This is a genomic window from Streptomyces thermocarboxydovorans, assembly GCF_039524635.1.
Lineage (GTDB): Bacteria > Actinomycetota > Actinomycetes > Streptomycetales > Streptomycetaceae > Streptomyces > Streptomyces thermocarboxydovorans.
This window is the reverse complement of record NZ_BAAAGU010000004.1, coordinates 65,209-77,289: the sequence shown is the minus strand read 5'-3', so window position 1 is coordinate 77,289 and position 12,081 is coordinate 65,209. Positions and strand designations below refer to the sequence as shown.

Genomic DNA, 12,081 nt, shown 5'->3' with positions numbered 1-12,081 from the left:
GGTCGGGCGGAGCGGCGTTCACGGAATCGACAGCAATGACAGCAGCCATGAAATGAGAGTAACTCCCAAAAAGAGGTGACTGTCAACAAGCGCCACGCGGGTGGACGGTATCCGGGCACGGAAAAGGGCATGAAAAAGGGCCGCGGCGTCACCGCCGCGGCCCTGTCCCGTGCCGTTCGTCGCGCGCTACGCGTGCTGGTAGGCCACCAGGGAGATCCCCACGTAGTGGGTGATGAAGGCGGCCAGGGTGAAGGAGTGGAACACCTCGTGGAAGCCGAACCAGCGCGGTGACGGGTTGGGCTTCTTGATGCCGTAGATCACGCCGCCCGCGCTGTAGAGCACGCCGCCCGCGATCACCAGGACCAGCACGGCGATGCCGCCGGTGCGCATGAAGTCGGGCAGGTAGAAGACGGCCGCCCAGCCCATGGCGATGTAGCAGGGGGTGTAGAGCCAGCGCGGGGCGCCGACCCAGAAGACCCGGAAGGCGATCCCGGCGACGGCGGCGGCCCAGATGCCCCACAGCAGCCAGCGCCCCTTGGAGAGCGGCAGCAGCAGGATGGTCAGCGGGGTGTAGGTGCCGGCGATGATCAGGAAGATGTTGGCGTGGTCCAGGCGGCGCAGGATGCCGTCCATGCGGGGGCTCCAGTTGCCCCTGTGGTACAGCGCGCTGACGCCGAACAGCAGGCAGGCCGTGAGCGCGTAGACCCCGCAGGCGATCCGGCCGCGGGTGGAGTCGGCGAGGGCGGTGAGGACCAGGCCGGCGACCAGGGCGGCGGGGAACATGCCCAGATGGAGCCAGCCCCGGAGCTTGGGCTTGACCGGGTGCGGCAGATGGGTCGCGACCGGACCGCGGCCGTCGGCCGGCGTGTCCGAGGGCGCGTCGGGGACGAACGCTGTCATGCACCGCATGGTACCTACGGGACCGTAAGTTGCGGATCGGTGTGACGAATTGGGCACCGTTCCGGCCATCCTCTCACGACTCCTCGGCCGAACCGTCACGCAAAGAAATCGCCATATCAACCCAACGTGCTCGTAAAGCCACCCGAAAAACCGTGGTCATCATCACGCTGCTCACCTGTGCGGCCCTCTGGACAGATGGGCGCTCGCGTCGGATGATCAAATGAGTGCGGTCGGCACCGGATGAGCGCCCAAGATCTCACCGACAAGCATCCGGGTCGCAGCCCCCACGGGGCCTCCCAACAAAAAACCCCTCATTTAGGAGCAATCGTGGCGCGCGACATCGCGGCTCCCACCACCCACCAGGGACTGATCTCCTGGGTCAACGAGATCGCAGACCTGACGCAGCCGGACGAGGTCGTCTGGTGCGACGGCTCAGAGGCCGAGTACGAGCGCCTGTGCGAGGAGCTCGTCGCCAAGGGAACGTTCCGGAAACTGGATCCGATCAAGCGCCCCAACTCCTACTACGCCGCCTCCGACCCCACCGACGTGGCCCGCGTCGAGGACCGGACCTTCATCTGCTCCGCCAAGGAGGAGGACGCCGGCCCGACGAACAACTGGAAGGACCCCGCCGAGATGCGGGAGATCTTCACCGGTGACAAGGGCCTGTTCCGCGGCTCCATGCGGGGCCGCACGATGTACGTGGTGCCCTTCTGCATGGGCCCGCTCGGCTCGCCGCTGTCCGCGATCGGCGTCGAGATCACCGACTCGGCCTATGTCGCCGTCTCCATGCGCACCATGACCCGCATGGGGCAGGCCGTGCTCGACGAGCTCGGCGACGAGGGATTCTTCGTCAAGGCCGTGCACTCCCTCGGCGCCCCGCTGGAGCCGGGCCAGCAGGACGTGCCCTGGCCCTGCAACCGGACCAAGTACATCTCCCACTTCCCGGAGGACCGCGAGATCTGGTCCTACGGCTCCGGCTACGGCGGCAACGCCCTGCTCGGCAAGAAGTGCTACGCCCTGCGCATCGCCTCCGTCATGGCCCGCGACGAGGGCTGGCTGGCCGAGCACATGCTCATCCTGAAGCTCACCCCGCCGCGCGGTGAGGCCAAGTACGTCGCCGCCGCCTTCCCGAGCGCCTGCGGCAAGACCAACCTCGCCATGCTGGAGCCGACCATCCCCGGCTGGACGGTCGAGACCATCGGCGACGACATCGCCTGGATGCGCTTCGGCGAGGACGGCCGCCTCTACGCCATCAACCCCGAGGCCGGCTTCTTCGGCGTCGCGCCCGGCACCGGCGAGCACACCAACGCCAACGCCATGAAGACGCTGTGGGGCAACGCCGTCTTCACCAACGTCGCCCTCACCGACGACGGCGACGTGTGGTGGGAGGGCATGACCGAGCAGCCCCCGGCCCACCTCACCGACTGGCGCGGCAACGACTGGACGCCCGAGTCCGACACCCCGGCCGCCCACCCCAACGCCCGCTTCACCGTGCCCGCCTCGCAGTGCCCGATCATCGCGCCCGAGTGGGAGGACCCCAAGGGCGTGCCGATCTCCGCGATCCTCTTCGGCGGGCGCCGCGCCACCGCCGTGCCGCTGGTCACCGAGTCCTTCGACTGGAACCACGGCGTCTTCCTCGGCGCCAACGTGGCCTCCGAGAAGACCGCCGCCGCCGAGGGCAAGGTCGGCGAGCTGCGCCGCGACCCGTTCGCCATGCTGCCCTTCTGCGGCTACAACATGGGCGACTACATGGCCCACTGGATCGACGTGGCCAAGGACAAGGACCAGTCCAAGCTGCCGAAGATCTACTACGTCAACTGGTTCCGCAAGAACGACGAGGGCAAGTTCGTCTGGCCCGGCTTCGGCGAGAACAGCCGCGTCCTGAAGTGGATCGTGGAGCGCCTGGAGGGCAAGGCCGAGGGCGTCGAGACCCCCATCGGCATCCTGCCGACCAAGGAGGCGCTGGACACCGACGGCCTGGAGCTGTCCGACTCCGACCTGGACTTCCTGCTCACCGTCGACAAGGACGTGTGGCGCGAGGAGGCCGCGCTGGTCCCCGAGCACCTCAACACCTTCGGCGACCACACCCCGAAGGAGCTGTGGGACCAGTACCGCGCGCTCGTCGAGCGCCTGGGCTGAGCACAGCCCCCACCAGCTCCGCGGCCGGTCGGATGCCCTGACCAGCGATCGTCACGTGCCGGCCGCGGAACTCACCGGCGGGGCCCCGTACAACGGCGTGCGGGGTTACGGGCCCGGCACCGCCCGCTCCGTCCGCCCCGGCGGAGCACCTCGCGGCCCCGGACCCGCCCCCGCCCACTCCGGCACGGCCCGCCCCGGGCTCTCACGAACGTGCCGACCCACGACGGACGCCCCGGCCCATCCCGGACCGGGGCGTCCGGCTGTGCTTCCGGAGGTACTCGTGACGACCTTCAGGCCGCGTGATCGTGCGCGGTGAACGTCACGGCGGCGTCCTCGTGCCGGCCGCTGGGGCGGTCGAGAACGGTCGTCACCGCTGCCGGACGGGAGCTCTGACGGCTGACGGCAGGCGTCAGGGGCGTCTCCCCCGGCTCCCACGCGCCTCGCGGCCCGCAGAAGCTGGGGGAGACGCCCCCTCACGTGCGGGGCGCCCGGTCCGCGCGTCGTTGTGGAGCACGCGGGCCGGGGCCGGTCTTCGGGAGCCCGTCGGGCGGGCTCAGCGGGACGCGAGCTCCTTCGGCTCCAGCGCGGCGGCGTGCGCGTCCATCCGCTCGGCGGCCAGGATCGCGGCCGCCGTGTCGGCGCGGGACGCGGCGACGACCAGCGCACGGCCCGCCAGGGCGTGCGCCCGCTCGTGCAGGGTCGCGGCGTCCGCCTCGCCACCGGTCGTGCGCGCCGTGGCGCGGGCCGGCGTACGTCCTCCCCGCAGCCGGGTCACCTGGGCGGCCAGCCGTTCGGCCGCGGTGTCCAGGTCGGCCGAGGGGGCCGTCGCGCGCAGCTCGTCGGTGACGGCGAGCAGGGCGGCGAGGTGGCCCGCGAGCTGGATGTCCAGCTCCTCCTCGCGGGAGCGGTGGGGGAAGTCCTGGGTGGTGCCGGCCATCGTGCGGTGGACCGACTTGGTGCGGATCGGTTCGTACATGGATGGCCTCCTGTGAACTGTCAGGAAGCCATCCTAGCTTAGAATCGGTCTAAAGTTGAGCGGTCGATCAAATCCGGAGCCCCGGCCACCGGATTCTCCGGAGCCCCGGCCACCGGGGCCATCGAGAGCCTCGGTCGCCGCGCCGCGGCTCAGGGCTGGCTGTAGCCGTCCAGGAAGCGCCCGATGCGGCCCATGGCGTCCCGCAGGTCGGCGACCGAGGGCAGGGTCACCAGCCGGAAGTGATCCGGCTCGGGCCAGTTGAAGCCGGTGCCCTGTACGACCATGATCTTCTCGCGGCGCAGCAGGTCCAGGACCATCTGCCGGTCGTCCCTGATCTTGAAGACGTCCGGGTCCAGCCGCGGGAAGAGATACAGCGCCCCCTTCGGCTTCACACAGCTCACCCCGGGGATCTGGGTCAGCAGCTCGTAGGCCGTGTCCCGCTGCTCGCGCAGCCGGCCGCCCGGCAGTACCAGGTCGTTGATCGTCTGCCGTCCGCTGAGCGCGGCGACCACGCCGTGCTGGCCCGGCATGTTCGCGCACAGCCGCATGTTCGCCAGGATCGTCAGGCCCTCGATGTAGGAGTCGGCGTGCGCGCGGGGGCCGGAGATCGACATCCAGCCCACCCGGTAGCCGGCCACCCGGTACGCCTTCGACATGCCGTTGAAGGTGAGGGTGAGCAGGTCGGGGGCGACGGCGGCGGTGGGGGTGTGCACGGCGTCGTCGTAGAGGATCTTGTCGTAGATCTCGTCGGAGCAGACCAGCAGATTGTGGCGGCGGGCGATATCCGTCAGGCCCTTGACGACGGCCTCGTCGTAGACCGCCCCGGTGGGGTTGTTGGGGTTGATGATCACCAGCGCCTTGGTGCGGTCGGTGACCTTGCGTTCCACGTCGGCGAGGTCCGGCATCCAGTCGGACTGCTCGTCGCAGCGGTAGTGCACCGCGGTGCCGCCGGACAGGGAGACGGCCGCCGTCCACAGCGGGTAGTCGGGCGCCGGGACCAGCACCTCGTCGCCGTCGTCCAGCAGGCCCTGCATGGCCATCACGATCAGCTCGGAGACGCCGTTGCCGATGAAGACGTGCTCGACGTCGGTCTCGATGCCGAGGGTCTGGTTGTGCATCACCACCGCCCGGCGGGCCGCCAGCAGGCCTTTGGCGTCGCCGTAGCCGTGGGCCGTGGAGACGTTGCGGAGGATGTCCTCCAGGATCTCGGGCGGGCACTCGAAGCCGAACGCCGCCGGGTTGCCGGTGTTGAGCTTGAGGATGCGGTGACCGGCCGCCTCGAGCCGCATCGCCTCCTCGAGCACCGGGCCCCGGATCTCGTAACAGACGTTGGCGAGCTTGGTCGACTGGATCACCTGCATGCAGGGAGCTTACGGTCCCGAATCGCCCCTTGGGCCGTGTTTTCCGCCACGTGAGACGTTCCGGTTCGGGCGGCTATGTGCCCCGGCGGCCCCAACGGTCCCTTGCGGCACAGGGGTTCTCTCCATCACCTCCACACCGACCCTCCCCACGACGGGCGCCCGCTCCTTCACACCGCCGGGCGAACCTGATCCGGTGCGCGGGCGGGCCGGTCCCCACTGGGGTTACCGGCGGAAACAAGCCCTTGTCGTCCCGGTGTCCCGGTGATGACAATGCGCATGACAATTCTGTGGGCGACCGGAGCCATCCGGTCGCCTCCGTCGCATAGAGGGGCCCCACATGAGAAAACCTCTCGTCGTCGCGCTGTGCGCGCTGGCGATGACCGGTGCCGGCGCGATGCCCGCGGTCGCCGCCGAAGCTCCCCCCACATCCGCGGACACGAGCACGGCCACGGGCACTACGACCACCGGAACGGTGATGGACACCGTCAACGGCGTCCTCGACGCCGTGTCCGGGCTCACCGCACCGAAGGCCGGTGCGGTGAACTTCGCCGGGACGGTCGCGCTCAGCAACTGCTCCGGCTCCGTCGTCCGCATGCCGGACGCCGAGGACGACGACCCCGCGCTCGTCCTGACCAACGGCCACTGCCTGGAGAGCGGCTTCCCCGGGCCCGGCCAGGTCCTGGTGGACCGCGCCTCCAGCCGCACCTTCTCGCTGCTGAACGCCTCCGGCTCGCGGATCGCCACCCTGCGCGCCAACCGCCTGGTGTACGCCACCATGACCGACACGGACGCGGCGATCTACCGGCTGAACACCAGCTACGCCCAGATCAAGAGCTCCTACGGCATCGACGCGCTCACCGTCGACGACAGCCGCCCCGCGGCCGGGACCTCCATCAGCGTGGTCTCCGGCTACTGGAGGCGGATCTACAACTGCTCCGTCGACGGCTTCGCCTACCGCCTGAAGGAAGGCGACTGGACCTTCAAGGACTCGGTCCGCTACACGCCCGAGTGCAACACCATCGGGGGCACCTCCGGCTCGCCGGTCGTCGACACCGCCACCGGCAAGGTGGTCGCGGTCAACAACACCGGCAACGAGGACGGCGAGCGCTGCACGCTCAACAACCCGTGCGAGGTCGACGAGAACGGCCAGGTCACGGTCCGCAAGGGCATCAACTACGCCCAGCAGACCTACCTGTTCCCGGCCTGCTTCGGCGCGGACAGCAAGCTCGACCTGAACGCGAGCGGCTGCCTCGTCCCCAAGCCGTAGGCACCGCCTGAGCAGTCACGTCACCACCTGAGCGGTCACGTCACCACCTGAGCGGGCGGGCGGTCACCGGGGAGTCCGGCGCACCGCCCGCCCGGCCAGCACATCGGTGCGCCGCCCGTCCTCGATCACGAACTGCCCGTCCACCAGGACGTACGGGATGCCGGTCGGCAGCGTCCGGGGCTCCTCGAAGGTCGCCCCCGCGGCCACCGTCCGCGGGTCGAACAGCACCAGGTCGGCCTTGTACCCCTCGCGGACCAGGCCCCGGTCCGGCAGCCGCAGCCGCGCGGCCGGACGCGAGGTCAGATGCGCCACGCACTCCTCCAGCGACAGCACCCCCGCCTCGCGCACATAGTGACCGAGGTAGCGCGGGAAGGTGCCGTAGGCCCGGGGATGCGGCTTGCTGCCCTGGAGGATGCCGTCCGAGCCGCCGGTGTGCACCCGGTGCCGCATGATCTCCCGCACGTTCTCCTCGTGGCCCACGTGCTGCAGGATCGTCGGCGCCAGCCGGTCCCGCAGCAGCAGCTCACGGGCGACCGTCCAGGGGCTTACGCCCCGCTCCCGCGCCGCCTGAAGCACGGTGCGGCCCACGTACTCGCCGAGCGCCGGGTCACCGGCCCCGGAGATCTCGATCGTCTCCCACTCCACGGGCACCCCGTGGCAGCCGTCCGAGCCGGTCACCTCCAGGTCGTGCCGGATCCGCTCGGCCGTCTCCTCGTCCGCGAGCCGCTTCAGCACCGCCTCCGGCCCGCCCTCGCTCGCCCAGCTCGGCAGCAGCGCCACCAGCGTGGTGCAGCCCGGCGTGTACGGGTAGGTGTCGAGGCTGATGTCGGCGCCGGCCTCCAGCGCCCGGTCCAGCAGGGCCAGCAGCTCGGGCGCCCGGCCCTTGTTCACGCCGAAGTTCATGGTGGCGTGCGCCAGATGCAGCGGGCAGCCGGACCGCCGGGCCAGCGTCACCATCTCCTCGTACGCCTCCAGGGCGCCGGCCCCGTAGGAGCGGTGGTGCGGGCAGTAGTAGCCGCCGTAGGAGGCCACCACCCGGCACAGCTCGGTGAGTTCGGCGCCGTCGGCGTACATGCCCGGCGGGTAGGTCAGCCCGGAGGACATGCCGACCGCGCCCTGCTCCATGCCTTCCGCGACCAGCTCCCGCATCCGCTGAAGCTCCTCGGGCGTGGCCCTGCGGTCCTCCCAGCCCATGACGAGCGCGCGCACGGTGCCCTGCGGGACGAGGTAGGCGGCGTTGACCGCGATGCCGCGGTCCAGCCGGTCCAGGTATTCGCCGACCGTGCGCCAGTCGAAGTCGATGTCGTCCCCGGCGCCGTTCCAGCCGGCGATGGCCCGGCGCACCTCGCCCAGCGTGCGGTCGTCGACCGGCGCGTAGGACAGCCCGTCCTGCCCGAGCACCTCCAGCGTCACGCCCTGCGCGGCCTTGGCGCTGTGGTCGGGGTCGCGCAGCAGCGCCAGATCGCTGTGGGCGTGCATGTCGATGAAGCCGGGGGAGAGCACCAGCCCCTCGGCGTCCAGCTCGCGCCGGGCCTTCGGCCGCTGGCAGCCGGCCGCGGCGGCCTCCTTGACGATGGACACGATCCGTCCGCGGTCGACGACCACGTCTGCCCGGTACGACGGCTCCCCGGAGCCGTCGACGACGTCCGCGTCCCGTATGACGAGCTCTTCCATGCCGGTCTCCCCCGGTCTCTCAGAAGAAGGTACGGATGTAGTCGGTCACCGTGCCGTCCGCCTCGGCGACGGGGATCAGCACCCACTTGTCGAACGAGGTGCACGGGTGGGACAGCCCGAGCCCCACCCAGTCGCCGACCCGCAGATCGGCCTCGGCGGTGGTGCGCAGCCAGGCGTGCTGGTCGGAGAGCGCGGTCACCGTGATCCCCTCGGCCGGGCGCTCGGCCCCGTCCCGCCGGACCACCTGGGCGAACGGCAGATCCAGGTCGTACGCCGCGTCCCGCTTGCCCGCGTTGAGGAACGCCTGCTCCGCAGTCGGCCGGGAGACCACCTGGGCCCACAGCCGGAACGCGGGCTCCAGGGCGCCCTCCTCGGGGACCCGGTTGAACGGGGTGAGCCTGCGGTAGTGCCCGTCGTCGTGCGAGACATAGGCGCCGGAGCGCAGCAGCTTCAGCACCGGGGCGGACAGAGCGGGGATCGCGGCGAAGGCGTCGGCGACCGCGTCGAACCAGGCGCTGCCGCCCGCGCTCACCACGATCTCGTCCAGCCCGGCGAACCGCCCGGCCTTGTCGAACTCCACGGCCAGCGCGACCAGCCGGCGCAGCCAGGCGCTCACCCGCTCCGGGTCGGCCTTCGGCACCTCGCCCTCGTACCCGGCGACGCCGACCAGCCGCAGCCCGCGCGCCGAGGCCACCGCGTCGGCGACGGCGGCGCACTCGGCCTCCGTGCGCACCCCGGTCCGGGCGCCCTCACCGGCGGCCAGCTCGACCACCACGTCCACGGGGCGGCCGGCGCCGCTCAGCGCCGCGTCCATCAGCTCCACCCCGCGCACCGAGTCCACGTAGCAGATGAACCGGAAGTCCTCGTCGGCGTCCAGCTGCGCGGAGATCCAGCGCAGGGCCGCCGGGTCGACCAGCTCGTTGGCGAGGAACACACGCCGCACGCCGAACGCGCGCGCCACCCGCACCTGGTGCGGCACGGCCAGGGTGATGCCCCAGGCCCCGTGCTCGATCTGCCGCTGGAACAGCTGCGGGGCCATGGAGGTCTTGCCGTGCGGGGCGAAGGCGAGGCCGTGCCGGGCCGCGTACGTCTCCATCACCTTCAGGTTGTGCTCCAGGCGCTCGGCGGACAGTGCCGGCACGGGCGTGGTGAAGCCGTCGGTGAAGAGGTTGAGGCGCCGGGCGGCCAGCTCGCCCACGGTGAGGCCCTCGGCGTCCGGCGGGAGGCCCCTGAAGCGGTGGTCGACGCGTTCCTCCGCGAGTCGGGCGAGGGCTTCGGAGCCGGGGCCGGAGACCATAGGGAACCTCCCGATCAGGGACGTTGCGCTTGGTGCAACGCTCATTGCGTATGTCGCTCACCGCTGTCTAACATCTCGGCCACGCGGGGTCAACGGACACCGCAGCATCCCAGGCGACAAGGAGCCCCGCCATCGTGACCGTCACCGGACCTTCTGACCCCGCCCGCGGCGTGGACGTCGTGGCGCTCGGCGAGTCCATGGTGACGTTCCGGCCCTCCGTACCGGGCCGCCTCGCCGAGGTGCCGTCCTTCCATCGTGGGATCGGCGGCGCGGAATCCAACACCGCGTGCATGCTCGCCGAAGCCGGGCACACGGCCCGCTGGATCAGCAGGGTCGGCGCGGACCCCTTCGGCGACCACCTCCTCGCGGCCATCGCCGGGCACGGCGTCGACGTCTCCCGGGTGCGGCGCGACCCGGACCGCCCGACCGGCATCTACTTCCGCACCGCGGGCGACCGCGCGACCGACGCCCACGAGGTGGCGTACTACCGCGCGGGCTCGGCCGCCTCCGCCATGACCCCGGCGAACGTGCCCGCCGACGCCGCACTGCAGGGGCGCATCCTGCACCTGTCCGGCATCACCGCCGCCCTCTCCGACGGCTGCCGCGACCTGCTCGGCGAACTCACCGCGCCCCGCCCGGACCGCCCGCTGATCTCCTTCGACGTCAACCACCGGGCAGGCCTGTGGCAGCACCCCGAGGGCCCCCGCATCCTGCTCGACCTGGCCCGCCGCGCCGACATCGTCTTCGTCGGCGAGGACGAGGCCGAGGAGGCCTGGGGCATCACCGGCGGCGCGGAGGCGATCAGAAGGGCCCTGCCGGAGCCGGAGACGCTGGTCGTCAAGCGCGGCGCCCAGGGAGCGGAGGCCTTCCACGGGGCCCCGCCGGCCCAGGGCACCTCCGTCCCGGCCCAGGGCACCTCCGTCCCCGCCCTCGCCGTCGATGTCGTGGCGACCGTCGGCGCCGGGGACGCCTTCGCCGCCGGATTCCTCTCCGCCACCCTGCGCGGACTGCCCGTACGGCAGCGGCTGCGCTACGGGCACCTGTGGGCGGCCGCCGCCCTCACCACCCCCGGCGACCTCGCACCGCCCCCGCCCGCGGCGCTCACCGCCCGCCTCGCCGCCCTCGACGACACCGAGTGGGGGAGACTGCGACTCGGCCCCGGCTGGACGGCCGCCGTGGAACGGGCCGACGAGGAGGTACGCACCCCATGAGCCAGACCGTAGACCGCGCGCTGAGCATCCTGCCGCTGCTCGCCGAGGGCCCCGCCGACCTCGGCCAGGTCGCCGACCGCCTCGGCGTGCACAAGTCCACCGCCCTGCGCCTGCTGCGCACCCTCCACGAACACGGCCTGGTCTACCGCCAGTCCGACCAGCGCTACCGCCTCGGCGCCCGCCTCTTCGCCCTCGCCCAGGAGGCCATGGAGAACCTCGACGTCCGCGAGATCGCCCACCCCCACCTGGTGCGCCTCAACGAACAGTGCGGACACACCGTGCACCTCGCGGTGTACGAGGAGAACGAGGTCCTCTACATCGACAAGGTGGAGAGCCGCTACCCGGTGCGCATGTACTCCCGCATCGGCAAGCCCGTCGCCATCACCGTCGCCGCCGTCGCCAAGCTCCTCCTCGCCGACCTGCCCGAGCCCGAGCGGCGGGCCCTCGCCGAGAAGCTCGACTACCCCATGTACACGCCCCGTTCGACACCGAACGCCGAGGCCTTCCTCAAGGAGCTGGCCAAGGTGCGCGAACAGGGCTGGGCCACCGACCTCGGCGGCCACGAGGAGTCCATCAACTGCGTCGCCGCCCCCATCCGGGGCGCCGACGGCCGGGTGGTCGCCGCCATGTCGGTCTCCGCGCCGAACGTCGTGGTGACCGCCGACGAACTCCTCACCCTGCTCCCGCTGGTGCGCCGTACCGCGGACGCGATCAGCGGCGAGTACTCCGGCAGAACGCCCGTGCACCGCCCCGACAAGGACACGCCATGACCGAGAAGACCGCGCTCACCCCGAAGACCCACACCACCCCGCCGGCGAAGTTCTCGCACGGCGTGCGCAAGGGCAACATCCTCCAGGTCGCCGGCCAGGTCGGGTTCCTCCCCGCCGAGGAGGGCAAGGCCCCCACCCCCGCCGGCCCCACCCTGCGCGAGCAGACCCTGCAGACCCTCGCCAACGTCAAGGCCGTCCTCGAGGAGGGCGGCGCGACCTGGGACGACGTGATGATGATCCGCGTCTACCTCACCGACGTGGACCACTTCGCGGAGATGAACGAGATCTACAACGCCTACTTCGAGGAGCAGGGCCTCACCCAGCCCCCTGCGGCCCGCACGACCGTCTACGTCGGTCTCCCCGCCGGCCTCCTCATCGAGATCGACGCACTCGCCGTTCTCGACTGACACCCCCTCACCCCGCAGGCACACACGCCGTCCGGCGCGGCGCCCGGCACCCCAGGGGCGCCGTGCCGCGATCCCCCCT

Annotated in this window: 10 protein-coding genes; 5 read left to right on the top strand and 5 right to left on the bottom strand. The window is 71.4% G+C overall.

Annotated features, from left to right (window positions below; translation table 11 throughout):
- Positions 1-186: 186 nt before the first annotated feature.
- Complete coding sequence (trhA, locus tag ABD198_RS02840; protein ID WP_343997678.1) at positions 187-900, bottom strand: PAQR family membrane homeostasis protein TrhA; 714 nt, start codon at positions 898-900, stop codon at positions 187-189.
- Positions 901-1,227: 327 nt separating this feature from the next.
- Between trhA and ABD198_RS02835 the strand changes: the two genes are divergently transcribed.
- Positions 1,228-3,039, top strand: a complete 1,812-nt coding sequence (locus tag ABD198_RS02835; protein ID WP_343997677.1) for a phosphoenolpyruvate carboxykinase (GTP) — start codon at positions 1,228-1,230, stop codon at positions 3,037-3,039.
- Positions 3,040-3,592: 553 nt separating this feature from the next.
- Here the strand turns inward: ABD198_RS02835 and ABD198_RS02830 are convergent.
- Both ABD198_RS02830 and ABD198_RS02825 read right to left on the bottom strand, forming a co-directional pair.
- The gene (locus ABD198_RS02830; RefSeq protein ID WP_343997676.1) at positions 3,593-4,015 is read right to left on the bottom strand and encodes an SCO4983 family protein; all 423 of its coding nucleotides are present in this window, start codon (positions 4,013-4,015) and stop codon (positions 3,593-3,595) included.
- Positions 4,016-4,164: 149 nt separating this feature from the next.
- Complete coding sequence (locus ABD198_RS02825; protein WP_343997675.1) at positions 4,165-5,376, bottom strand: pyridoxal phosphate-dependent aminotransferase; 1,212 nt, start codon at positions 5,374-5,376, stop codon at positions 4,165-4,167.
- Positions 5,377-5,713: 337 nt separating this feature from the next.
- Here ABD198_RS02825 and ABD198_RS02820 point away from each other — a divergent pair, with 337 nt between their 5' ends.
- Positions 5,714-6,643, top strand: a complete 930-nt coding sequence (locus tag ABD198_RS02820; RefSeq protein ID WP_343997674.1) for a S1 family peptidase — start codon at positions 5,714-5,716, stop codon at positions 6,641-6,643.
- 63 nt (positions 6,644-6,706) lie between these two features.
- On the opposite strand, the gene ABD198_RS02815 is transcribed toward ABD198_RS02820, so the two are convergent.
- Together ABD198_RS02815 and ABD198_RS02810 are read right to left on the bottom strand one after the other, a co-directional pair.
- Positions 6,707-8,317, bottom strand: coding sequence for an N-acyl-D-amino-acid deacylase family protein (locus tag ABD198_RS02815; protein WP_343997673.1), 1,611 nt, complete (start codon positions 8,315-8,317; stop codon positions 6,707-6,709).
- 19 nt (positions 8,318-8,336) lie between these two features.
- Positions 8,337-9,614 (bottom strand): alanine racemase, encoded by a 1,278-nt coding sequence (locus tag ABD198_RS02810; RefSeq protein ID WP_343997672.1) that lies wholly within the window; start codon positions 9,612-9,614, stop codon positions 8,337-8,339.
- A 134-nt stretch (positions 9,615-9,748) separates the two neighbouring features.
- Here ABD198_RS02810 and ABD198_RS02805 point away from each other — a divergent pair, with 134 nt between their 5' ends.
- The 3 genes from ABD198_RS02805 to ABD198_RS02795 are packed head-to-tail and all read left to right on the top strand — an operon-like array spanning position 9,749 to position 12,002.
- Positions 9,749-10,825, top strand: coding sequence for a sugar kinase (locus ABD198_RS02805; RefSeq protein ID WP_343997671.1), 1,077 nt, complete (start codon positions 9,749-9,751; stop codon positions 10,823-10,825).
- Positions 10,822-11,595, top strand: coding sequence for an IclR family transcriptional regulator (locus ABD198_RS02800; protein ID WP_343997670.1), 774 nt, complete (start codon positions 10,822-10,824; stop codon positions 11,593-11,595). The genes ABD198_RS02805 and ABD198_RS02800 overlap by 4 nt, the downstream gene beginning before the upstream one ends.
- Entirely contained in the window at positions 11,592-12,002 is a 411-nt protein-coding gene (locus tag ABD198_RS02795) for a RidA family protein (RefSeq protein ID WP_343997669.1), read from the top strand. Before ABD198_RS02800 ends, ABD198_RS02795 begins: the two co-directional genes overlap by 4 nt.
- Positions 12,003-12,081 lie beyond the last annotated feature (79 nt).

Coding starts and splice junctions, on each gene's coding strand:
- ABD198_RS02830 (WP_343997676.1), bottom strand. CDS start 4,015: ATGTACGAACCGATCCGCACCAAGTCGGTCCACCGCACGATGGCCGGC.
- ABD198_RS02795 (WP_343997669.1), top strand. CDS start 11,592: ATGACCGAGAAGACCGCGCTCACCCCGAAGACCCACACCACCCCGCCG.
- ABD198_RS02825 (WP_343997675.1), bottom strand. CDS start 5,376: ATGCAGGTGATCCAGTCGACCAAGCTCGCCAACGTCTGTTACGAGATC.
- ABD198_RS02810 (WP_343997672.1), bottom strand. CDS start 9,614: ATGGTCTCCGGCCCCGGCTCCGAAGCCCTCGCCCGACTCGCGGAGGAA.
- ABD198_RS02800 (WP_343997670.1), top strand. CDS start 10,822: ATGAGCCAGACCGTAGACCGCGCGCTGAGCATCCTGCCGCTGCTCGCC.
- ABD198_RS02820 (WP_343997674.1), top strand. CDS start 5,714: ATGAGAAAACCTCTCGTCGTCGCGCTGTGCGCGCTGGCGATGACCGGT.
- trhA (WP_343997678.1), bottom strand. CDS start 900: ATGACAGCGTTCGTCCCCGACGCGCCCTCGGACACGCCGGCCGACGGC.
- ABD198_RS02815 (WP_343997673.1), bottom strand. CDS start 8,317: ATGGAAGAGCTCGTCATACGGGACGCGGACGTCGTCGACGGCTCCGGG.